This window comes from Pseudomonas sp. J380, assembly GCF_009827115.1.
Classification (GTDB): Bacteria; Pseudomonadota; Gammaproteobacteria; order Pseudomonadales; family Pseudomonadaceae; genus Aquipseudomonas; species Aquipseudomonas paracarnis.
Genome location: NZ_CP043060.1, coordinates 1,130,063 through 1,153,932 on the forward strand (window position 1 = coordinate 1,130,063; position 23,870 = coordinate 1,153,932).

Annotated in this window: 18 protein-coding genes; 9 read left to right on the forward strand and 9 right to left on the reverse strand. The window is 59.8% G+C overall.

The window, feature by feature from the left end; translation table 11 throughout:
- Nucleotides 1-17: 17 nt before the first annotated feature.
- Entirely contained in the window at nt 18-1,424 is a 1,407-nt protein-coding gene (locus FXO12_RS05245; protein WP_057977330.1) for an FAD-binding oxidoreductase, read from the reverse strand.
- A gap of 49 nt (nt 1,425-1,473) precedes the next feature.
- Entirely contained in the window at nt 1,474-2,283 is an 810-nt protein-coding gene (locus tag FXO12_RS05250) for an AraC family transcriptional regulator (protein ID WP_057977328.1), read from the reverse strand.
- A 257-nt stretch (nt 2,284-2,540) separates the two neighbouring features.
- On the opposite strand from FXO12_RS05250, the gene FXO12_RS05255 reads away from it, so the two are divergent.
- Nucleotides 2,541-2,813: a DUF1652 domain-containing protein gene (locus FXO12_RS05255; protein ID WP_014718395.1), complete on the forward strand. Its 273-nt coding sequence runs from the start codon at nt 2,541-2,543 to the stop codon at nt 2,811-2,813.
- A 445-nt stretch (nt 2,814-3,258) separates the two neighbouring features.
- Here the strand turns inward: FXO12_RS05255 and FXO12_RS05260 are convergent, their stop codons facing one another.
- A complete protein-coding gene (locus FXO12_RS05260) occupies nt 3,259-5,721 on the reverse strand; it encodes a UvrD-helicase domain-containing protein (protein ID WP_057977326.1) in 2,463 nt (820 codons plus the stop codon).
- A 217-nt stretch (nt 5,722-5,938) separates the two neighbouring features.
- Between FXO12_RS05260 and FXO12_RS05265 the strand changes: the two genes are divergently transcribed.
- Complete coding sequence (locus FXO12_RS05265; RefSeq protein WP_057977324.1) at nt 5,939-6,634, forward strand: pirin family protein; 696 nt, start codon at nt 5,939-5,941, stop codon at nt 6,632-6,634.
- A 114-nt stretch (nt 6,635-6,748) separates the two neighbouring features.
- On the opposite strand, the gene pgm is transcribed toward FXO12_RS05265, so the two are convergent.
- The 4 genes from pgm to FXO12_RS05285 all read right to left on the reverse strand — a co-directional run bounded on the left by pgm (nt 6,749) and on the right by FXO12_RS05285 (nt 13,246).
- On the reverse strand, nt 6,749-8,392 hold the full coding sequence (gene pgm / locus FXO12_RS05270; RefSeq protein WP_054922183.1) for a phosphoglucomutase (alpha-D-glucose-1,6-bisphosphate-dependent): 1,644 nt from the start codon (nt 8,390-8,392) through the stop codon (nt 6,749-6,751).
- Nucleotides 8,393-8,652: 260 nt separating this feature from the next.
- Nucleotides 8,653-10,056: a PLP-dependent aminotransferase family protein gene (locus tag FXO12_RS05275; protein WP_057977321.1), complete on the reverse strand. Its 1,404-nt coding sequence runs from the start codon at nt 10,054-10,056 to the stop codon at nt 8,653-8,655.
- Between the two features lie 36 nt (nt 10,057-10,092).
- Nucleotides 10,093-11,517 carry a hypothetical protein gene (locus tag FXO12_RS05280; protein ID WP_173647479.1) on the reverse strand — a complete coding sequence of 475 codons (1,425 nt, stop codon included), beginning with the start codon at nt 11,515-11,517 and terminating at the stop codon, nt 10,093-10,095.
- A gap of 706 nt (nt 11,518-12,223) precedes the next feature.
- Nucleotides 12,224-13,246, reverse strand: a complete 1,023-nt coding sequence (locus FXO12_RS05285) for a zinc-dependent alcohol dehydrogenase family protein (RefSeq protein ID WP_032891964.1) — start codon at nt 13,244-13,246, stop codon at nt 12,224-12,226.
- A gap of 269 nt (nt 13,247-13,515) precedes the next feature.
- On the opposite strand from FXO12_RS05285, the gene FXO12_RS05290 reads away from it, so the two are divergent.
- Complete coding sequence (locus FXO12_RS05290; RefSeq protein ID WP_034127379.1) at nt 13,516-14,430, forward strand: LysR substrate-binding domain-containing protein; 915 nt, start codon at nt 13,516-13,518, stop codon at nt 14,428-14,430.
- Nucleotides 14,431-14,616: 186 nt separating this feature from the next.
- Here FXO12_RS05290 and FXO12_RS05295 read toward each other — a convergent pair whose 3' ends face one another.
- Entirely contained in the window at nt 14,617-15,522 is a 906-nt protein-coding gene (locus tag FXO12_RS05295; protein ID WP_057977319.1) for a tetratricopeptide repeat protein, read from the reverse strand.
- A 529-nt stretch (nt 15,523-16,051) separates the two neighbouring features.
- A complete protein-coding gene (locus tag FXO12_RS05305; protein WP_160049584.1) occupies nt 16,052-16,987 on the reverse strand; it encodes a helix-turn-helix domain-containing protein in 936 nt (311 codons plus the stop codon).
- Nucleotides 16,988-17,573: 586 nt separating this feature from the next.
- Here FXO12_RS05305 and FXO12_RS05310 point away from each other — a divergent pair.
- The 6 genes from FXO12_RS05310 to FXO12_RS05335 all read left to right on the forward strand — a co-directional run bounded on the left by FXO12_RS05310 (nt 17,574) and on the right by FXO12_RS05335 (nt 23,859).
- Nucleotides 17,574-18,632: a phenylacetaldoxime dehydratase family protein gene (locus FXO12_RS05310; protein WP_057977317.1), complete on the forward strand. Its 1,059-nt coding sequence runs from the start codon at nt 17,574-17,576 to the stop codon at nt 18,630-18,632.
- A gap of 82 nt (nt 18,633-18,714) precedes the next feature.
- On the forward strand, nt 18,715-19,581 hold the full coding sequence (locus FXO12_RS05315; protein ID WP_057977315.1) for a transporter: 867 nt from the start codon (nt 18,715-18,717) through the stop codon (nt 19,579-19,581).
- Between the two features lie 170 nt (nt 19,582-19,751).
- Complete coding sequence (locus FXO12_RS05320; protein WP_057977313.1) at nt 19,752-21,266, forward strand: amidase; 1,515 nt, start codon at nt 19,752-19,754, stop codon at nt 21,264-21,266.
- A gap of 75 nt (nt 21,267-21,341) precedes the next feature.
- Nucleotides 21,342-21,935: a nitrile hydratase subunit alpha gene (gene nthA, locus FXO12_RS05325; protein ID WP_054921897.1), complete on the forward strand. Its 594-nt coding sequence runs from the start codon at nt 21,342-21,344 to the stop codon at nt 21,933-21,935.
- Nucleotides 21,936-21,976: 41 nt separating this feature from the next.
- Complete coding sequence (gene nthB / locus FXO12_RS05330; RefSeq protein WP_054921899.1) at nt 21,977-22,633, forward strand: nitrile hydratase subunit beta; 657 nt, start codon at nt 21,977-21,979, stop codon at nt 22,631-22,633.
- Nucleotides 22,630-23,859 carry a GTP-binding protein gene (locus FXO12_RS05335; protein ID WP_057977311.1) on the forward strand — a complete coding sequence of 410 codons (1,230 nt, stop codon included), beginning with the start codon at nt 22,630-22,632 and terminating at the stop codon, nt 23,857-23,859. The genes nthB and FXO12_RS05335 overlap by 4 nt, the downstream gene beginning before the upstream one ends.
- The last annotated feature ends 11 nt before the right edge of the window (nt 23,860-23,870 follow it).

Consider the following 23,870-nt stretch of genomic DNA (forward strand, 5'->3'; position numbering starts at 1 on the left):
CCTGTGGGTGGAACGAGTCAGTGCATGAAGCCTTCCATGAAACCGGCAACGCCGGTTGCCAGCTTGCGGCGCCAGGGCGGGGTGTTGGGGTTGGCCAACACCTGGTCTTCATGGACAAAACTGCGAATGATCGCGTTGTAACCCAGCCAGCGGCACGGCTCGGGCTCCCAGGCCTTGAGCGCCTGGAGTCCGCCTTCGCGAATCACCCAGAGTTGTCGGGTCAACGGGGTGTCGCGGCCCAGGATCAAGTCGGCCAGGGTACGGCCGCCGAGGTTGGTGGCGCCCACGCCCTCCCCGCCATAACCGCCGGACAGTGCGATGCCAGTGGCGTGGTCACAGAGCATGTGCGGACGAAAACGGCGCGACATGCCCAGGTTGCCGCCCCAGGAGTGGGTAATCCTGGCCTTTTTCAACTGTGGGAAGAGTTCACCAAACAGGTAGCGACGCAACTCTACTTCGCTGTCCGTCAGGTCGAAGTTGTGCCGTAACTTGCCGGCAAATTGATAGCCACCACGGGCGCCGAACACCAGGCGATTGTCGGCCGTGCGCTGGCCGTAGGTGACTTGTCGGCTGCTCTCGCCAAAAGCCTGGCCCTGGCTGAGCCCGATGCCCTCCCAGGTGCTGGCCGGCAGCGGTTCGGTGGCGACGATCAAGCTCTGCACCGGTAACTGGTAGCGGCCCAACGGCGGCAAGGTATTGGCGTAACCCTCGACAGCAGGCACCACCCAGGCGGCGCGCACGCAGGCCTTGGCGGTGCGCAGGCCGCCGGACTGCCAATGGGTCACGGGGCTGTTTTCGTAAATGGTCACGCCCAGGTTCTCAACCGCCCGCGCCAGGCCACGCACCAGCTTTGCCGGGTTGATCGTCGCGACGTGGGGGGCATAGATGCCGCCATAAGGCTTGGCAATGCGGACCTGCTCGGCCAATTGCTGCGGGCTGAGCCAGCGGTAGTCGTCTTCGGTGAGGCCCTGGGCGTACAGCTTGTCCAGATAGCGGCGCAGGCTGACTTCCTGCTCGGGGTAGCGTGCGGCGCAATACAAGGCGCCGCCTTTGCGGTAGTCGCAGTCAATACCTTCGCGGGCCAGCACCTGAGCCACTTCATCAGGAATGCCATGCAAGAGGTCAAACGAAGCGCGACGCTGCTGGGGGGCAAGCTCAGCCAGCAGACGGTCTTCTCCCAAGAGGTTGCCCATCAACCAGCCACCATTGCGCCCGGATGCGCCGAAACCGGCCGTTTGCGCCTCGATGATTGCAATTTTCAGCTCAGGGGCCTGGCGCTTCAGGTAATAGGCGGTCCACAGGCCGGTATAGCCGGCGCCGATAATCGCCACATTGACGTCCAGGTCGTGCTCCAGCGACGGGCGCGCTACCAGCGGGTCGTCCAACTGGTCCATCCATAAACTGATACTGCGCCATGCCGGCATGCCAGGTTCCCCTACCTCGGTTCGATAGGGCCGATCCTAGAGTGCAGCGTCAGGGGCTGTCTTGCGCGCGTGCACGCACAGAAATTTGTTTGAGGTACGCCTTGGGCGATTGCCCGGTGTGCTGGCGAAAAGCGCTGTAGAACGCCGAGAGTGAATTGAAACCGGCGGCAAAGGCCAGCTCATCGACTTTGACCGGCGCGGTGGCGTGATCCAGCGCGGCCAGTACATGCTGGAGTCGCGCCTGGTTGACGTAGCGATAGAAGCTCTGCCCCAGCACCTGGTTCAGCAGGTAGGACATCTGGTTGCGACTGTAGCCACAGGCCTTGGCGACCCGCTGCAGGTCCAGCTCCGGGTCCAGGTACGGCTGCTGACGCTCGAAATATTGCTGCAGGTCATTGGCCATATAACCCAACTGCTGGGGCGACAAACCCAGGCGGCTGACCGTGGGACGCAGCGCCTGGGTCGGTTGTTCATGCACCAGAGATGCATATTCATTCACCCGCCAGATCAAACCGTCGCGCACTGTAATGGCCTCACTGGTACGAAACGACACCAGGCCCTGGCCGCCACGCAAGGTAATGCGGTACTGGATAAACGCGGTATCGCCATCGGCGCGGATGCGATCAGTGTGCTCAATCGCTTCATCTGCCTCACGGGGCATGCTGGCCTGCAAGTACTCGCGCAACTCGGCATAGCCCACCACACGGTTCTGGAAAAAATCGTGGTACAGGATCTCGGGGTGGTAGTAAGCCATCACCCCGTCCAGATCGCGATGTCGCCAGCACAGGTGATGGCGCAGCACCAGCGCGCCGGTAGCGTGGGAATTGTGACACTCATCGTCTGGAGCGATGTCGGACATATCGGGCTCTACGGCGGAGAAAATGCTCGAGAATGCCGAACTTTACCCTTCCCTTCAATGGTCAGATCGAGCGTCTGAATAATGGCCTTTTGCCTATTCCTTTGTAGGACATGATCTATATCAAAACCAGGCGAAAGAACCGCCGAACGGGCCGAAAAAAGTCACCTTGCAGTTGCGAACGAATGCTATTTTTAAGCTCTTAGCTGTCATGACCAGTGAAGGTCCTGGCCCCTGCCGCGAGCTAAAGGAAGCGCTCAATGAACAAGGTGGGCAACATGAACAAAGTGACATTTCCCAACGCCTGCCAGCTGATGCGCTGGCATTTTCACCCGATGGGCTTCGAGGGCAGCATGGACGCCCCCGGCAGCATGATCGCCCGCCTGTTCGACCGGGCCAGCGGCGAGACATTGATCGCCATCGCGGGGATCCCGTGCGCTACGGTGATGAACGCTGCTGATGTGGAGCGCATCATCGAGGCCGTGGAGGATGAATTGGAGAGTTTCGTGCCGCCGGTTTCGTTGCGGGCGTGAGGCGGCAATAGCGTAATAACGCCCACTTTGACGGTAACCACGATGCGAAGCGAGCCGCTCTTGATCTTGATCTCAGGCACCCCGTTAAACCACGCTGGCCGAACGCAGGCTTGAATTCGTGGGTAACCCGGCAGGACGCCGGGTTAGCCGCCCCGCGCCATGGATGGCGCGTGGCGGCGGCCCACGGATTCAAGCCTGCGTTCGGGCACACCGAGCCTAGGCGAGGTGCCGAGTGGTGGGGCGAAGGCCTTTTGGTTACTTTTGGGCCTTTCCAAAAGTGACCCGCTGTTGAGCGGAACCCTAAGTGGCCGTTACCGCAGGAATGGATATGTACACAATCCAATTGTGCTGACTGTCAGGCCGCAATCGCAGGCAAGCCAGCTCCCACATGTTCGACCCCGTGTTGTCAGGTAGAGACGCGTCGGCGTCGGGCCTTCATCGAAGGTCAGCCAGCCCCCTTCACTGCACGCTGATCATCAAAAAACACCTTCCTGCCATCCACCCGCTCAGACGCCCTGGGCACATTCACACCCTGGCCTTCCGGCTTTTCCACATACCAATAACAATGGCTGACCGCTCGAGTAATCCCCACATAGGCCAGTCGCAACACTTCGTCTCTCTGGGCATTGTCATAAGGCTCACTGTCGCCATCCTTACCCAAGCCCGCCATGCGATACACCTGGTTCTTGTACGGCGAGCTGGTGACATGCTGACAATCGCCCAGCAAAAATACCGCGTCCGCCTGCAGCCCCTTGGCACTGTGATACGTCAGCTGTTTCAACCTGCGCGCCTGAGGCGCCAAGCTAGAATCCACATTAACTACAGACTGAATATGCTCGCCAATCAATAACTTATCGCTACTTCTTCGATAAAGCATCAGGATTGAATCGCCCCGCTGATAATGCTCCAGCAACCGCTGCGCCAGTGCCGCGTCGTCACGTTCCAACACCGTTACGGGCACCAGCGCCTTGGGCTCGCCACTGGCCCTGGCCTTTTTGCCGGGGATGGCCGGCGCGCTACGGACGATATGTTCGGCAGCGTCGATGATGTGCTGGTGGCTGCGGTAGTTCTCCCCCAGCATCACGCGGGTGGTGCTGGGCGAAACGAACTCCTTGTTGAACTCCATGAAGTACTTGGGCGAACTGCCACGCCAGCCGTAGATGGATTGCCAGTCGTCCCCCACGCACAGCAACGATGAGCGTTGCGCACCGCGCCCGACGTGCATGGCCGGCCCACGGCTGCGAATTTCCCGCAGGCTGGCGCGGATCCAGGACACGATCTGCGGCGATACGTCCTGGAATTCATCGATCATCAGGTGCGACATCGGCCGCAGCAACGGATCACTCGGCAGCTTGAGGTTCTCAGGGGTGTTTTCACCAAACAGGGAAAACATCCGGTTGTAGGTCATGATCGGCGGCGATTGTTCCAGCAGGTGATCTTCCAGGGCCTTCCAGAAAATGCTCAGGGCCTCGAAGAACAGCCGGTCCGGGTCGTCCTTGGCGAAGCTCATCTGGCCAACCGCCGTAGGCACATCCAGGCCGAGGTTCTCGATAAACCCGGCCGCCATGACAAAACTGTCCAACAGGGGGGCTGAAGCGAGTTCACCTTTGACCTTGTAATCAAAGCCCGGCCCGGCCGTGGCATCGCCGCCCAGGCTGCTCAAAAGGCGCTTTGAAGATTCGTAATTATCCAGCCATATCAGTGGCTTATTACAGAAAGCTTGAAACAGAGTTCGTTTCACTGCCCATTCAGCGCGCACCGAGAGTTTCGAGTTCGGCCGACTGATCTGAGGGTTTTCGCGCCCATCGAACCCCAGCACCACCCAGGCATCCAGCTCCCGGATGTAGCCGTGGCAATGAAATTGCGCGCCGTTGATTTCAAAGGTTTGGCGGCTGGGTTCGATGCCCTTGATCGGCCAGGCACCGGCGCGAAACCATAGGTCTTCGATCACATCACAGAGTTCTTCATCGCGCTTGGCCGCCAATTCAGTCACGGCCATGCGCTTTTGCACGTCCGGATGATCGCGTTCTAGCTCTTTGAGCTGGAGACCGTGACGGGCCAAGGGTGCAATCAACTCGCGAAAACGCTGATGGCGACCATACAAGCGGTGATAACAAGCGTTCATCTGCTGCCGCTGGGCGTCACTGATACGCAGGTCGAAGGCGTTGCTGTCGGCGTCTTCAAAACCACCGCTGAGGTTCTCAAAGGCCTGCAGCCGTTCAAAGCCCGGCAGGCTGCGCACCATGGGCAGGATGCGCGAGTGAAAGGTGCGCACCACCGCCTGGGCTTCCTTGCTGCCAAGGGGTTGGCCCCACAGGCTGAGAATTTCCATGAGTTTGTTGATGAAGTCCTTGCGCGACTCGCGGGTGAACGTCACCACCGTCATCGAACTCAGTTCAAAGCCCAGGTAATGGCTGAGCAGCAGGATGCGCAGCACCAAGGACGTCGACTTGCCGGCGCCGGCACCCGCAATCACTGAGGTCGAGGGGGTGTCGCTGAAGATCATCTTCCATTGCGCCGCGCTTGGCTGCGCATGGGCTGGCAGCAGGCGCGCGACATCGGCCTTCATGCGCTTCTTCACCTCTGCAGTGAGCGGCAATCGCCAGTCGTCGAACAGGCTGTCATCTATGCCTGGTGCGCTGTGCTCATCAGGGCGAAAGTCACGAATCAGCAGGACTTGCCGGCCTTCCTCGATGCCATCAGCCTTACCCTCGCGGTAACCGTATTCAACGCCCGCCTCATGCCCACTGCGAAAACCGTCGGCCTGGCCATGTAACCAGGAAAACCTGTGCTGCGCGCGCAAACGGGTGAGGCCATGGCCGAACAGGCGTGCGGCTAGCCGTTTCAGCAGCGGCATTTCAGCCAAGGGGCGCAGTTCGGGGGGCAGATCAGGCTGTTGTTGCGACACGCGGACTCCTGCGGTGAGCTTGTTTTGACCAAGGCGCCATGGTCGCCGGAAACGCCGCTCAGTTCCAGCCAATTGCTTTGCTGTCATGCAGTTAGGCGATGAAGTGAAAGTGAACACCGGGAATAATCATCGAAAAAACGGATCATAAACCGGCATTTTTTACGCTTTTTATCGATCATGCGCTGCGGGATGATGGGCTCATCAACAGGAGACGATCATGCTTGAACTTCGACCTTTCACCAGCCTGGGCGGCGCCCACCATGGCTGGCTTGACGCTCATCACCACTTTTCCTTTGCCGAATACCACGACCCCCAGCGCATGCACTGGGGCAACCTGCGGGTGTGGAACGACGACATCATCGCCCCCGGCAGCGGCTTTCCCCAGCACTCACACCGCGACATGGAAATCATCACTTATGTGCGCGAAGGCGCCATCAGCCATGCCGACAACCTGGGCAACAAAGGCCGCACCGAAGCCGGAGATGTGCAGGTAATGAGCGCGGGCACCGGCATTGCCCACAGCGAATACAACCTGGAGGCCACGCCAACCAAAATCTTCCAGATCTGGATCATCCCCAATGAAGCCGGCTTGCCACCGTCCTGGGGCGCCAAACCGTTTCCGCAAGGCAACCGCGAGGGCTTTGTGACGCTGGCCAGCGGCAAGGCTGGCGACACTGAAAGCTTGCGGATTCGTGCCGATGCACGCTTGGTGGCCGCGAACCTGAAGGCCGGGGAAAGCGCGGAGTACCGGCTGGACAGCGGCCGCCGGGCATACCTGGTGCCCGCCACGGGCGTGATTAACGTCAATGGTGTGCGGGCACGGGCGCGGGACGGCGTGGCGGTTGAGGATGAACAAGTGTTGCGGGTGACCGCAATCGAGGACAGCGAAATCGTGCTGGTGGACCTGGCCTGATAATGTAGGAGCGAGCTTGCTCGCGAAGAACTCACCGGCACCGCGTTCACTCAGGAAGCACGCTTTATCGTTGACGTTTTTCGCGAGCAAGCTCGCTCCTACATACAGTGTCAGTTATTGGCTGATTGCGCCGTCTACCAACACCTGCGCTTCTTCCACCAGTTGCTTGAGGTGTTCTTCGCCGATAAAGCTCTCGGCGTAGATCTTGTAGATGTCCTCAGTGCCCGAAGGCCGTGCGGCAAACCAGCCGTTTTCGGTCATGACTTTCAAACCGCCAATCGCCTGGTTGTTGCCCGGCGCATGGCTGAGGATCTGTTGAATGCTCTCCCCGGCCAATTGCGTGGACGTGACCTGCTCCGGTGACAGTTTGCCAAGCAGGGCTTTTTGCGCGGGAGTGGCCTTGGCATCCACGCGAATGGCGAAGGGCTCACCCAGGGCATCGGTCAAGCCACGGTAGATCTGGCTCGGGTCCTGGCCTTTGCGCGAGGTCATTTCCGCGGCCAGCAAGGCCGGGATCAGGCCGTCCTTGTCGGTGCTCCACACGCTGCCGTCCTTGCGCAGGAACGAGGCACCGGCGCTTTCTTCGCCGCCAAACCCCAACGAACCTTCAAACAAGCCATCGGCAAACCATTTGAAGCCCACCGGCACTTCGTACAGGCGACGGCCGATGCGCGCCGCGACGCGGTCGATAAGGCCGCTGCTGACCACGGTCTTGCCCACGGCCGCATCGGCACGCCAGTCCGGGCGGTTCTGGAACAGATAGTCGATGGACACCGCCAGGTAGTTGTTGGGCGCCAGCAAACCACCGGAAGGCGTGACGATGCCGTGGCGGTCGTGGTCCGGGTCGCAGGCGAAGGCAACGTCGAAACGCTCCTTGAGACCGATCAGGCTTTGCATGGCATAGCTGGAGGACGGGTCCATGCGAATCTGGCCGTCCCAGTCGACGCTCATGAAGCGAAAGGTGGCGTCGACCTCGGTATTCACCACCTCCAGGTTCAAACGGTAGTGCTCGGCAATCGCCGACCAGTAGCGCACCCCTGCTCCGCCCAGCGGATCCACGCCCAAGCGCAGGTCGGCGCTGCGGATCGCGTCCATGTCGATCACATTGATCAGGTCGGCCACATAGCTGTTGAGGTAGTCATGGCGATGGGTGGTGTCGGCCTTGAGCGCCTGGCCGTGAGTGATGCGCTTGACCCCGGCCAGCTTGTTGGCGAGCAGTTCGTTGGCCTTGGCTTCGATCCACTTGGTGACGTGAGTATCGGCTGGGCCACCGTTAGGCGGGTTGTACTTGTAGCCGCCACTTTGCGGCGGGTTGTGAGACGGTGTAATCACAATGCCGTCCGCCAGGCCGCTGGTACGGCCCCGGTTATAGCAGATGATGGCGTGGGAAATCGCCGGCGTCGGCGTGTACTCGTCGCCCTCGGCCAGCATGACGTGCACGCCGTTGGCCGCCAGTACTTCCAAGGCGCTGGCACCGGCTGGCGTCGACAATGCATGGGTATCCAGGCCGACAAACAAAGGGCCGGTAATGCCCTGAGCTTCGCGGTACAGGCAAATGGCCTGGCTGATAGCCAGCACATGCCACTCGTTGAAACTCAGTTCGAACGAACTGCCACGGTGCCCGGAGGTACCAAAAGCCACGCGCTGAGTGGAGATCGCTGCATCAGGCTGGCCGGTGTAATAGGCCGTGACCAGTCGCGGGATATCCACCAGCAACTGGGCTGGTGCCGGCTTGCCCGCAAAAGGACTGATAGTCATGCATAAACCTCGCAAAGAAGGATTCGGAAAAAATGACAGTTTACTGGGACTTGGACTACTGCGCGACGGTATCGATCCGACGGTCTGAAGAGAAATTTCATACGCTACATCCTGATCGGCTGTCAGGCCGCTATCGCAGGCAAGCCGGCTCACACATTGGATAGTTGTAGGAGCGAGCTTGCTCGCGAAAAACTCACAGGCGCCGCGTTTATTCAGGCAGCGCGCGTTATCGTTGACGTTTTTCGCGAGCAAGCTCGCTCCTACTCGGTCTGCGCCTGCAGGAGCGTCTGCGCCAGCGTATCCAGGGCGATGTCCAGGTTGGGATGGCCGCTGAAGGTATGGCTCAAGCGCATATGCTGGTGATGCAAACCACTGAGGCTGAACAGTTCGCCTGGGGCAATCACCACCTGCTGGGCGAGCATGCGCTGAAACACCAGGCGCATATCCACCGGCGCCGTCGACTGCAACCAAAAACTCGCCCCGGCCATGGGCATGCGGTAATGCACACACCCTTGCATACGCGCATCCAAGCGGTGACTCATGGCGTGCGCCTGCTCATGCAGGCGCTGGCGCAGCGTGTGAAGGTGCTGGTCGAACCGACCGCTTTCGTACAGCCGCGCAATGGCGCGTTGACGAATGGCGGACAGTCGAAACGAACGCAGCAAGAACTGGCGTTGCAATTCATTGCTCATCTGCCGCGCCAGCAGGTAACCAAAGGGCGCTTCCGGGCCCAAAACCTTTTCGAACGAAGAAAACACGATCAGCCGCTCTGGGTTGACCAGGCTGCGCAAGGCCGATCCGGGCGGCGCAAAGCTCAGGTCACCAAAGGTATCGTTCTCCAGCAACCAGCAGCCGTGCTGGTCGAGCAGACGCGCTACGTGCAGCCGCTCGGGGTCGGTCATGGCGTTACCCGAAGGCATGCTGACCACGGATGAGAGCAGCACGAGGTGCACTGGTTCATGACGCAGCAGGTGCTCCAATGTGGTCAAGTCCGGGCGGCCGTCGGCACGCCAGGGCCATTCAATGACCCGCACGCCAGCGGCCTGTAGCAGGCGCAAGACCAGGTAATCGCACGGCGATTCAACTACCACCACCGTGCCTTTAAGGTCCAGGGCATCAACGAGAATTTCCAGAACGCCCTGAAGGTCGGCACCGATATACACCTCATCAGCTTGCCAACAATGGGTGGGCGACGCGGTATAACGTGCTGCCAATGCAGCACGCAACTCCCACACGCCACAAGGTTGCGACGGTTGCAGATGATGGGGATACCGGCGCACCAGTTGGCGCTCCAGCGCCAGCAACGCGCCATCGAGGGACCCCAACAGCGCCGGTTCATCATTGCTGAGCACAACCATCGCCGGGCGCCGGGCGGCTGTATACAAGCGCTCGAGCAAGTCCGTACCCGCCATGATGGGCATGGTTGCGGCCACGGGCCAGGCGAAGTAGCCGGACTTGGCCACCGAGTACACTCGCCCTTCTTTTTCCAACAGCGAGTAAGCGTACTGAATCGTCGAGATTGACACGTTCAACCGCGTCGCCAACTGGCGCAGGGACGGTAGCTTGACCGGTGCTTCCCGGCTGACTTCATTGATCAGGTTGATCATGTAGCGATACACCGCCTGATAGGCAAAGTCTGCCTGTCGCTCTCCCCTCAGGTTCATCGCTGATCACCAGTTTCCATAGGTGAATACACGCGACTAGCGTCCCGACATTTGAGTGATACGAGCCTTGGACCGCTTGAAACGAGGTTCACATACACGCGCACTGCGTTTGCCCGGCAGCGGGCATTTGCGGTACAGATGCTGCAACAACGGCAGCGACAACCCGCTGATATCCATCAGCCACTGGTGCAGCATGTCCGCGACGGGCTTGCCCTGCAGGGCCTTGTGGAGCTCGGGGAGCGCTACCAGCATGCCGGGATGGCATTGACGCAAGTAACCCTCCAGACGTTCGCCATGCTGGACGAACGGCGCGAACACCAGGCAGGTCAATTGGCTTTCGTCCAGGCCAGAGAACTCCTGAGCACAAGCTGTAGACAACAGTTGGCCCTGCAGAGCACACGCTTCGGTGATCAACGCAACAGGTACCTGTCTTCGATGCAGGTAGTCCGCCGCCTGACGCAAGAACCCCTCGACGCCATGTTCGTAGGAGAGTTCGCGCAGGCACTGGGCCTGCAACCCATGCATATGCGCCATGAGTAAAGGGTTGGGGTAAGCAGGATGGCTGAAGTGGAACTCGAATGGGTCCCGCTTGTGGGCGAGGAATTGAGTGAGCAGTGGCGCTTGGGCAACGTCCACGTCGTCAAGCAGGTCGGCAATGCCGATATATGCCACATGACGGTGCCCGCCCCGGCCAGGACTCTCAGCGCCTGCGTAGTGCTCGCCATACAGGTGGCGGTAGCAACCGACACTCCATTCCTCCATGCGTGCAAACCATGCACTGAGCGACGACGGGTTAGCGGGTGCGAATGTCAGGCCGGTTGCCAAGGCGCTTTTTTTCAGCCACGCGATATATTGGCTTTGCTTGCGCACCGAGTCGCCGCTGACCAGAGCATGCACGCCGCCATTCCAGGTGGCGACCCGCTGGTAGAAATCGCCGAGGGCCAAAAAAGTGTCGTTGCACAGGGTGGCACGAATGTCGCCGGACGTCAGGTGCCCGATCATCAGCTTGTTGCGCCGGCTCACTTCACGCCCGGCACTGGCCGCAGGCCGTTGATGATTGAAGGGCAGCACTTCGTGGTTTTCCACCATCAACAGTTCCACCCGTGGGTCATCGTGGAAAAATAGCGCGCCGTAGCCGTGGTGCAGCGAATCGAGCGTGGCCTGAGTCATACCCGCGTGCCGCAACGTGGCCACACGCAAATGAAAAGTCTTGGGCGCGCGCCCAGCGATGGTCAGTTGCGCAGCGCGCAGCATCGCCAAGGTGTAGCTGCTGACTGCGCCGCCGCCGTGCCCGATCAGTACTTTGTAATTCCCCACTTGCTCCATGCCACCGGCGGCCACCACGATTCGCTGGATCAGCAATTGAAGCACCGTACGTTCAGCACGGGTAAAGTGCCCCACTAAACGTTGCAAAACTTGCTGGTAAACATAGCTCATGGCTTGTTCGTGAATAGTGCTCATCGTTCTACTACCTGAGTTGAAATATTAGTTTCGAGCAACTACCACACAGGAGCGCTCGACCTATTACACTTGTAGGCTTGTCATCCGTTGCGCAGCACGACATGGATTCAACATTAGCACTCTGCAACAAAAGTGCAGGTACAACCAAAAGAACAGTCGATGACTATCCCAGGACGTGAACCACGTAGCTGCGCGCCTTACAGCGCCAAAGACCGCCAGCCTTAGGAAGGCTCTGACAACGTCCTACACTGCTTTAACTAAGAAATTAGAGAAGCATCCGACAAATATTAATCATCCACTCATCCTGGCTTCTTGCAAAACGACGGGGTGCACACTTTGTACTTTTCGAAAAAAAAATCAGACCATCGTTAGTTCCGCAAGCGCGAGATGTTAATGCCCGGCATTCAATCATGGCTCAATCCTTGAGATGACAAAGAAGGCTCAATTATCGGCACTCAAACAATGATTAACAGATACAGAACAGCGTCGAAAAGCAGTTCAGATGGCCTGCCAACCCAACTTAAATGACGCCCACACAACAGCGCCGCACTGGATTTCAGGGCGGCGTAGGGCAATAACGGTATTGTTTACGGGGCGCAGCGCCCGTGCGGCGGCTCAACCCCGGTGCGGGTTAAGCCCTGTCAAATGGCGCATTTGCCTCATCAGCTCAGGCGCCGGAGTATTCATTTGCGAATACTCCTACAGCTCAAACAGCTTCAACCTGCAACGCCACCCGTTCGCGGCAAGGGCATTCATCCATGTATCGGTGCGCTTCGACGAACTGACTGAACGGAAATACCGTGGTTTTCAGTGGGACAAGCACACGGTCGGCTGTCAGTTGGTTGATATCGCGCAACGCACGCTGCAACGCCACCTGGTCCTGGATAATGCCCAGCTCCGGCTTGCCGGTGAAGTTGCCGATACAGTGCACAAAGAACTGAATGTTCTTCTGGAACGCCGCACAGGCCGGGAACGGCGTCTGGTTGCCACCTTGCAGGCCATACAGCACCAGGCTGCCACGCGGCGCCAGGACGTCACCGAGCAGCGACATCTGCGGGCCACCCAGGCCATCGAACACCACGTCGACGCCACGGTTGTCCGTGAACTTGTTGATCTGCATCAGCAGGTCCTGTTCTTCGGTAACGATGACCTTTTCCGCCCCGAGGGACAGCAGGTATTCACGTTCAGCACTGTCTTTGGTGGCAGCAATCACCCGCACACCCAGGGCCTTGCCCAGCTGCACAAACGAAGGGCCGGCACAGTGGCTGGCGTCGGTCACCAGTGCAAACTGGCCGGGTTTGACCCGCGCCAGGTCCATATACGCAAAGTACGCGATGAGCAACGGCGTGTAATGCACGCTGGCTTCAATCGGGCTCAAGACATCCGGGTACCGGGTCAGGGCCGAACGGGGCAAGACGATCTGCTCGCCATACACCGGGTAATCATTGGGGCTCTCGGCCGGAAAACTGGCGACTTTATCGCCCACCGCCAAGTCATCCACGCCGTCGCCGAGGGCAACCACAACCCCGGCCATCTCATGGCCCAGGCCAGAAGGCAGGCGTGCATGAGAAGACGCCAGGTTCTGGCGCCACAGAATGTCGTACCAACTGATGCCGATCGCGTCGACACGCACCTGCACTTCGCCCGGTGCGGGCTGCGCGGCCGCATGCTCTTCGCATTTGAGCACCTCGGCCGGACCAAACTTGTGAAAACGGATCGTGCGGGACATCGCAAACCTCGTCAAAGTAACCTCTAATGCCATGAACTTTATCTGGGCTTTGGGGGTAAGACCACCGGTCACCATTAATAGTCGACATGCCTGTCATTGATTCCGCGAGCGAGGAACACACCTCAACTATCGTAGGAAAAATCAATTAGCCGGTGCAGAGTACCAGCCTTTCCCCGTAAGATTCATGCCGGTCATCCTTCTGAAGCGAACCTCAGGGGGTTGGTACGTGACCGCTCACATCAAGTTTGCTGACTCTTCCAGGACACAAGATGAACCGTAACGACCTGCGTCGTGTCGACCTTAACCTCTTGATCGTATTCGAAACCTTGATGCATGAGCGCAGTGTGACCCGCGCCGCCGAGAAATTGTTCCTCGGCCAGCCGGCCATCAGCGCAGCGTTGTCACGCCTGCGCGGGTTGTTCGATGACCCCCTGTTCGTGCGCACCGGGCGCAGCATGGAACCCTCGGCTCGCGCCGTGGAAATCTTCGCCCTGCTCTCCCCGGCCCTGGACTCGATCTCCACCGCCGTCAGCCGCGCCGCCGAATTCGACCCGGCCACCAGCACCGCCGTGTTTCGCATTGGCCTGTCCGACGACGTGGAGTTCGCCTTGCTCCCGCAGTTGCTCAAACGCCTGCGTTCCGAAGCCCCCGGCATCGTGCTGGTAGTACGCCGCGTCAACTACATCCTGATGCCCGGCCTGCTCGCCTCCGGCGAAATCTCCATCGGCGTCAGCTACACCGCCGACCTGCCCGCCAACGCCAAGCGCAAGGTACTGCGCCGCAGCCTGCCCAAACTGCTGCGCGCCGACAGCGTACCGGGCTCGCTGAGCCTGGACGACTTCTGCTCACGGCCCCACGCGCTTGTGTCCTTTGCCGGCGACTTGAGCGGGTTTATCGATGAAGAGCTGGAAAAACTCGGCCGCAAGCGCCACGTTGTGCTCGCGGTGCCACAGTTCAATGGCCTGGGCACGTTGCTGGCGGGTACGGACATTCTGGCCACCGTGCCGGATTATGCGGCGGAAGCGCTGACCTCGGCGGGTGGTTTGCGTGCCGAGGACCCGCCGTTGCCGGTGCGCTCGTTTGAGCTGCATATGGCGTGGCGGGGGTCGCAGGATAATGATCCGGGGGAGCGGTGGTTGAGGTCGCGGATTCAGATGTTTTTTGGGGACCCCGAAAGTTTATAGGGACCATGTGGCAGGCTGTTTAGCTGATCATTTCTGCCCCTTCTCATCCCTGGGAAACTCATCCACTCCATTCGACGACGCGGTGCACCGAGACCTCTTGGAAGCAGTTGACCGCACCCTGGCCTTCTCCATGTTGGACTCTCAGCGTGCAGATATTCATGAGCGCTACAAATCGCGAGAAACCCGTCAACCGCAGGGCTTTCTCCCGCAGAACCCCATCATGCGCTGGGTGTCTTGAGGCACGAAGACCAGCGGCGCCACGATCTCCCGCACGCCCGAACTGTCGGTCAGCGGCGCGGCGTTGCCCATTGTGATTTGCGACGCGGCCTTCATGACCCATGCGTCGACATTCGCGTCGCCCGAACCTGTGAGCATCGTTACTTTCGGCGTACCGCTGTCTGACGTGAAGCGATAGGACAGCCGCACGCTCTTCTTCTCGCCCGTGGCATTGACCGCTTCAAACACTTCCCGGACAGCCAGCCGCCGAGTCTGCAGCTTGAGAAAACTCGTCAGCCAGATTTGCTGATAACGTTTCATTTGGTCTTCAGTCAGCGGTTGTCCTGCCAGACGCAGACGATTCATGGCTTGCCACTCTTCGTCGCCACAGTAACGGATTGCGCCCAGATAGAGTGCCAAGGCGCCAGGCAAATCCTGCGGGCCACCCTTGCCTTCCTCCATTAAACGCCCCAGCGCCAGCACGGCATTGTTGCCAGACAGGCGATAGAACTGGCGCGCCTTGGCATAGTCCACGGGTTCACCCTCGCCGCGTTCGGCCATCTGACCCAGCAGCACATTGGTGGCCGGTTTAATCTTGGCGGACTCTACGAACAAGGCACGGGCCTTGCGAAAATCCTGATCGACGCCGTGCCCGCCTTCCTGATACAGCTTGCCCAGCATGGCCATGCAGGTGGCGTTGCCGTAACCGGCGAAGCGTTCGATATAACGCAAGTTGTCTCGGTTGAAGGGCTCTATACCAGCAAGGCCCATGCAGCGAAAGCCAACGTGGAGGGAATCGTAATCAGCAGGTCGAAGCAGGCTTTGACAGCCGGCGAGGGTGAAGAAAAACAAAAGAAGGTAGGCTGGTTTTAACATGGCGTCCGTGCGTCCTTGCGGTAAAAGCAAGGCATTATGCCAGCCTTTGAGCAGAGAATATCGCCCAAATAGTGGCTTTTGCTGGAGGAAAGACACCCGTGCAACCACCCACTGGCACTCAGGCGCACGCGGTTACAGCTGCCGTAGAAGGGGCGCTCACGGTGGCGATCACGCCGAAGCAACCTCGTCCCGCTATATCGAATCGCAATGCCGTAGCGCTGGCTGCACTCGGTGCTGCACTGAACGAATGATGCTGACCGATAAGCTCAAGACTCTCGGCCAAACCACAAAAACGATCCCTGCGAGAGAAAAACACTGAGTACCAGCCCCTGCCAGACTGGAGTCCTTCGGAAATCGCCATTGGCGATCAATCGCACACTCGATGCGAATGAGGGCAAACAAAAGCGTTATCGACCTGAAAACATTGTCCTGGAGCCCAATCAAAATGCTTTGTGGGGATCCGGATAGCCTCTTTCATTCCTGACTTTTCAGAGGCTCGCTACCCGGCACAAGCGCTCCTTCTTGCAATTCAATCGCGGCGTAAAAGCGTATTCGGTGCCACGCCAAACGCCTTGCGAAACGCATGGCTGAAATGCGAGAAATCAGAAAACCCAAAGTCCAGCGCCGCTTCGGACACACTGCGTACCTGGCCACGCTCGATTGCTTCTCGGCTGGCATTCAAGCGCTCTTTCCAGATCTCTGCAACGGGGGTTTTCTGGTAGCGTGCGAAGGCCCGAGTAACGGTGCGGGTGGACACATTGTGGGCTTTGGCGATGGCTTCAATCGACAGGTCCGGCTCGGTCAGGTGGCGTTGGATGTACTGCATGATGCGGCCGTAGAGGTCCATTTCCTGATGGCTGGTTTTCAGGTCCTGGAGTTCCAGGCTGATTACAAGCAGATCAAGCACAGCACTTGAGTAACGATTCGAGATGCGCTCATCCTGCAGCGACGCAGGCGTGCTCGCGGCCTGGTGCAGCATTTCACGCAAGGGCACGACGCCTGGGCGCCGGTCGTCGAGGACCATCGCGGTGTACTCGGCAATACGCGGCAGGCGTTCGGTGAGCAACGCTCTGGGAATACGGATCAAGTGGTTTTCGGTACCACCCAGGCTGAAGCGAAACGCCTGGGTTGCGTCATAAAGAAACAAGTTGCCCGTCGCCAGGTTGGCTTTTCTTGAGCCTTGTTCGATTTGCCAATGGCCCTTTCGAGCGAAACCCAACCATAAATCTTCGGCCGGACCGCTGCGCAGGTGCTGCTCGGAACGCTCCCAGTAATGCAGCGGCGAAGACAGCGTACAGATGTCCAGCGCGCCGACTGTATTAAGGGTGAGCGAGCCATCAAAGCGGCTCTGGGACAAGGGTTTGCTATCGGCCGCCAGGCAATGACGACAGACCACTTCTTTCCAATAATCAAACCGACGTGTTGCAGGGACGGCAAGGGTCGAATACTGAGTGTTCGGGTTCATGACGCTGACCTCGACAACGATGCAATAGGCGCTCGAGAAGTTGTAACGTGCGGCCGATTGTCAGCCATCGAAGCAATTAACACGCCAAATGCATTGGCAAGCCAGCTTCCACATTTGCACCGACGGCTGTCAGATAGAGGGAGGCGGCTGTCAGGCCGTCACGGGAGCAAGCTCCCTCGCCACAGGTCTCGCGCCTATGCCCGTTTAAGCGCACATCACATCACGCCATCAGCACGTGTGCACCAGCGCAGACCACAGGTGAACCTCCGTAGCAGGACTGTCTTTGCCAACCAAGCGGTTGTCTCGCCTAACAAAGCGCGGCCTTCTCTGCCGGCATAATTTCCACCTCGCAGCAGCTCATACCCCGCTGATGAGGCACGCCATGCATCGACACTCTGCACCACGACTGGCTGATTCCTCCTGGCTTCTGCAACGGCGCGACCTCGCGCCTGAGGAGTCGGCTTATTGGTTGATTGAATGGGGGGCCATGCAGCTACTGCACCGACGGCAGGTCGCCAAGCGCCCCCTGCCGCCGACGCGATGACGCCCACCCGTAGGCCTGAACGAAAATAACGAGGAGCTCAAGATGGAATCTGCAATCGACACACATCTGAAATGCCCACGCACCCTGTCCCGCCGTGTACCCGAAGAGTACCAACCGCCGTTCCCGATGTGGGTGGCGCGCGCCGATGAGCAACTGCAACAAGTGGTGATGGCTTATCTGGGCGTGCAATATCAAGGAGATGCCCAGCGCGAGGCGGCCTTGCAGGCTATGCGCCACATCGTCGGCAGTTTCAGCCTGGCAGAGGGCCCGCAGAACTACGATTTGACCCAGCACACCGACAGCAGCGGCTTTGATAATCTGATTGTGGTCGGGTACTGGAAAGACCCTGCCGCCCATTGCCGCTGGTTGCGCTCACCCCAGGTGAATGACTGGTGGAGTTCACCGGATCGCCTGGGTGAAGGCCTGGGTTACTTCCGCGAAATCACCGCGCCACGCGCCGAGCAGTTCGAGACGCTATACGCCTTCCAGGAAAACCTGCCCGGTGTCGGCGCAGTCATGGATGCCACCAGTGGCGAGATCGAAGAGCACGGCTATTGGGGCTCGATGCGCGACCGTTTCCCGATCTCCCAGACCGACTGGATGAAGCCCACGAGCGAGCTGCAAGTGGTCGCGGGCGACCCCGCCAAGGGCGGACGCGTCGTGGTGCTGGGGCACGACAACCTCACACTGATTCGTTCAGGCCAGGACTGGGCGGATGCCCAGGCAGAGGAGCGCTCCCTCTACCTCGACGAAATTTTACCGACGTTGCAGGACGGCATGGACTTCCTGCGTGACAACGGTCAGCCGCTGGGCTGCTACAGCAACAGGTTCGTGCGCAATATCGACCTGGACGGCAACGTTCTCGACCTGAGCTACAACATCGGTCACTGGCGCTCGGTGGAGAAACTCGAACGCTGGGCTGAATCCCACCCTACCCACCTGCGTATTTTCGTGACGTTCTTTCGCGTGGCCGCGGGTTTGAAGAAGTTGAGGCTGTACCACGAGGTGTCCGTGTCCGACGCCAAGAGCCAGGTCTTCGAGTACATCAACTGTCACTCGCAAACCGGCATGTTACGCGACGCCTTGCCGCCCACAGCCTGAGCGCCCGCGGCGTTTAACAACCCGGCTTCTACCGCCTGCCACCCTTCACGGGTGGCCCGGTCCCCTGTGCGAGGAATAAACAATGAACAAGATCCACCTGCTGACTCTCTCAACCCTGTTGCCCGCCCTCCACGCCAACGCGGGTGAAGTCGCGCCTGGCGATTACGAGCAATATCCAGTCGGCGCCACTATCGGTGCGATTTATTATCAGCACGCCACTACGGACTCGGCTTACGCCAACGGACACAAGGTCAGCTCTGACTTCAGGGTGACCTCCGACGTTGGCATCCTGCGTCTGCTCCATGTGTATGCGCTCAGCGACACAGTCACTATCGACCCGCAATTCCTCTTGCCTTTCGGGCACGTCTCCGGCGCAGGTGACGCCTCAGCACTGGGCAGTACTCGAGGCGTGGGCGACTTGATCCTCACCGCGCCGGTGAAATGGCGGTTCAACGAAGCCCGCGACACCCTCAGTATCGCCCCCTATGTGTATGTGCCTTCGGGGACGTATGACAAGGACGACGCGCTTAACCTAGGGGAGAACCGCTGGAAATTCGAACTGCAGAGCGCCTACGTCAAGCACTTCACAGAGAAATGGGCGATGGACCTGGTCGGCGGCGCGACCTGGTATGGCGACAACACCGATTACGGTGCCAATGCCGACCGCCTGAAGCAGGACGTGTCCTACGCAGCGCAGATCATGGGGCGTTACATGCCGGACGCCACCACCACCTTTGGTATTGGCTTGGGGCGTACCTGGGGTGGCGAGACAAACGTCGAGCATGTCAATCAGGACAACGAACTAGGCACCACCAACTTGCGTCTCACCGCCACCAAGTTCGTCAGCCCCACCGACCAGGTGCAACTGCAATTGGGCAAAGACCTCTCGGTGGACAACGGCACCCGCGAAGACTTCCGCATGAACCTGCGCTACGCGCACATTTTTTAACGCCAGAAACTGCGACCGCGCGCCCTTGGCGCCTGGGTGTCCGGCTCAACCAAGTCGATGTCTTTCTCAACCAAGCCGCCGGCTGGATGCGCGGACTATCTTGAGCCCCAGGCTCGCTGATATTGAGCACGCAGTGCTTTTCGGCCACTTACGATAAGGACAGCCCAACCATGGCAATCGCTCGCCCCACCCTTGAACAGCTATTGGCTATTTCGAGCAGCCTGCACATGCAACTCAGTGCAAAGCAAGCCGATGAATACCTGGCGCTTATGCAGGCAAGCTTCGACGCATATGACCTGGTTGACGAGCTGCCGGACTTCATCCCGCCGGTCCGTTATGAACGCAGCTCGGGCTATCGTCCCTCGGCCGCACACAACCCGCTCAACGCCTGGTACTTCCGCACCGAAGTCAACGGTGCGCGCGAAGGCAAGCTGGCGGGTAAAACGGTCGCCCTCAAGGACAATATTTCACTGGCTGGCGTCCCCATGATGAATGGTGCCAAGCCGCTTGAAGGCTTCGTTCCCGCCTTCGATGCCACGGTTGTCACGCGCTTGCTGGATGCCGGCGCGACCATCCTCGGCAAGGCAACGTGCGAACACTACTGCCTGTCCGGCGGCAGCCACACCTCCGATCCTGCACCGGTGCACAACCCCTTTCGCCAGGGCTTTGCCTCGGGAGGCTCGTCTTCCGGCAGCGCAGCACTGGTTGCCGCCGGCGAGGTCGACCTGGCAGTCGGCGGTGACCAGGGCGGGTCAATCCGCATCCCTTCCGCCTTCTGCGGCACTTACGGCATGAAGCCGACCCACGGACTGGTGCCCTACACCGGCATCATGGCCATCGAAGCGACTATCGATCACGCCGGCCCCATTACCGCAAACGTGCGCGACAACGCCTTGATGCTGGAAGTCATGGCCGGCGCCGATGGGCTCGATCCGCGACAAGCCGCGCCGCAGGTCGACGCTTACAGCGATTACCTGGAACGCGGTGTCAGCGGGCTGAGGATCGGCATCCTGCGCGAAGGTTTTGAACTGGCCAACCAGGACCCACGTGTGGCCTCTTGCGTACGTCAAGCCATTGCAGCGTTTTCGCGGCTGGGCGCGCAGGTCGAGGAGGTGTCGGTGCCTGAGCACAGCATTGCCGGTTCGCTATGGCACCCCATCGGCTGTGAAGGCTTGATGATGCAGATGATGCACGGCAATGGGGCCGGTTTTAACTGGCAAGGGCTGTATGACCTCGGGTTGCTGGACCAGCAAGCCGGATGGCGCGATCAGGCCAATGACCTGTCCGCCTCTCTCAAGCTGTGCATGTTCGTCGGGCAATACGGTCTGGAACGCTACAACGGACGTTTCTACGCCAAGGCACAAAACCTCAGGCGCGTGGCACGTGCCGGGTATGACGCCGCGTTGGCGCGGTATGACCTGCTGGTGATGCCCACCGTCCCGATCATCGCCCAACCCCACCCGCAGCCGGGTTGCTCGATTACCGAGTACGTGGCCCGTGCACTGGAAATGATCGGCAATGCCTCTGCCCAGGACATCACCGGGCATCCGGCCATGTCGATTCCCTGTGGTCTGGTAGACGGTTTACCTGTCGGGATGATGCTGGTCAGCAAGCACTATGCCGAAGGCACGATTTACCAGGCTGGCGCAGCGTTCGAGGCGTCGGTTGACTGGAAAAACTGTTAGCCGGTAATCCCGCGCAGCGCAAAAAGAACAAGCCGCCAGGCGCTGCCCAGAAGCTCAACGATGAGGAGTCAACTTATGAGCGCACATGAAGCAACCACATCAACACCGGGAGAACGCGCGCAAGCGCTACTGCAAGTGCTCAAACAGAAGGATCTGATCCCCGACGGTTACATCGACCACATGACACAGCTGATGGCACACCAATGGAGCCCGGAGAACGGGGCTCAAGTGGTCGCCAAAGCCTGGGTGGACCCGCAGTTTCGCGAACTGCTGCTCAAAGACGGCACCGCGGCGTGCGCCCAATTTGGCTATACCGGCCCGCAGGGTGAATACATTGTTGCGCTGCCAGACACGCCCAGCGTGAAAAACGTGATTGTGTGCAGCCTTTGCTCCTGCACCAACTGGCCTGTCCTGGGTTTGCCGCCGGAGTGGTACAAGGGCTTCGAGTTCCGCGCCCGACTGGTGCGCGAAGGGCGCACCGTCCTGCGGGAGCTGGGCACCGAGCTGCCGGCCGACGTCATCGTCAAGGTGTGGGACACGAGCGCCGAAACCCGCTATCTGGTGCTGCCAGTACGGCCCAAGGGCAGCGAATACATGGATGAAGAAGCCCTGCGAAAACTGATCACCAAGGATGTCCTTATCGGCGTGGCGCTGCCTTACGTGGCGTAAACGGTGCCCTTTGTTTTTTGCATTTTTCAGAGGTATTCACAATGGATGGCTTTCACGATCTCGGTGGGTTTCAAGGCTTTGGCAAAATCCCTCACACCATCAACAGCCTGAGCTACCAACCCGTGTTCAAGCAGGACTGGGAACACCTGGCCTACAGCCTGATGTTTGTCGGTGCCGATCACTTGAAAAAGTTCAGCGTGGACGAAGTTCGCCATGCCGTGGAGCGCCTCGACGTGCGCCAACATGTCGGCACCCAATACTACGAACGCTATGTCATCGCGACCGCCACCCTGTTGGTCGAAACCGGTGTGATCACCCAGGCGGAACTCGACCAGGCCCTGGGTTCGCACTTCAAGCTGGCGAACCCCGCGCGTGCCAGCGGGCGCCCGGCGATCAGCGGCCGCCCGCCCTTTGAAGTGGGCGACCGGGTGGTGGTGCGCAACGAGTATGTGGCCGGGCATACCCGCATGCCGGCCTACGTGCGCGGCAAAGAAGGCGTGGTTGTGCACCGCACCGCGCAAAAGTGGCCCTTCCCTGACGCTATCGGCCACGGCGATCTGAGCGCGGCGCATCAGCCGACCTACCACGTCGAGTTTCGCGTGAAAGATCTCTGGGGCGATGCAGCAGATGAGGGGTTCGTGGTGGTCGACCTGTTCGAAAGCTACCTGGACCACGCCGATGGCACGGTGAACGCATGATGGACGGTGCCTTGGCAGGCCGACTGCCGGTGGCGGTGCTTTCCGGCTTCCTCGGCGCCGGCAAAACCACCCTCCTCAACCATATCCTGCGCAATCGCGACGGCCTGCGCGTTGCGGTCATCGTCAATGATATGAGCGAGGTCAACATCGATGCCGAGCAGGTGCGGCGCGACGTAGCGCTGCACCGGGGCCGCGATGAGTTGATCGAGATGAGCAATGGCTGCATCTGCTGCACGCTGCGCGCCGATTTGCTCGAGCAGATCAGCGCCCTGGCACGCCAGCAACGTTTCGACTACTTGTTGATCGAGTCCACGGGGATTTCCGAGCCGATGCCGGTTGCCGAGACGTTCGCCTTCCTCGACGCGCAGGGCTTCAGCCTAAGCGAACTGGCGCGGCTCGATACTTTGGTGACGGTGGTCGATGGCAGTCGCTTTGAGGCATTGCTCGAATCGCCGGACATCGTGGACCGCGACGACGCACCCACGCGCCACCTGACCGACCTGCTGATCGAGCAAGTGGAATACGCCAACGTCATTCTCGTCAACAAACTGGACCTGATCGACGAGCCCGGCTACCAGGCCGTGCACGCGATCCTCGCCGGCCTTAACCCGAGCGCGCGGATCATACCGATGACTCAGGGTAACGTGGAGTTATCCGCCGTCCTCGGTACTCACCTGTTTGATTTGCCCAGCCTTGTGGCCTCGCCCGGCTGGATGAAAAAAATGCAGGCCGACGACGCACCGGCCTCTGAATCGGACACCTATGGCGTGACCTCCTGGGTGTACCGCGAGCGTGCCCCCTTTCACCCACAGCGATTACTCGATTTTCTCCAGCAGCCCTGGCGAAACGGGCGACTGTTGCGCAGCAAAGGTTACTTCTGGCTCGCCAGCAGGCACTTGGAAACCGGCCTGCTGGTGCAAAGCGGCAGGCAATTCCAATGGGACTACGTCGGGCACTGGTGGAACTTCATCGAGCAGGCGCAATGGCCGCTGGATGAATATCGGTTGCAGAACATCATGGCCAAGTGGGACAGCATTGTCGGCGATTGCCGGCAAGAGCTGGTCTTTATCGGCCAGGGCCTGGACACCCAGGCACTGCAGCACGCACTCGACAATTGCCTGCTGAGCGCTCAGGAAATCGCCGCTGGCCCCTCGGCCTGGCAAGCCCTGCCGGGGGCGACAACCTTTGACTCCCTGGCCTTATCGGCGCCGACGCCGTCCTTGTAGGCTGACCCCAT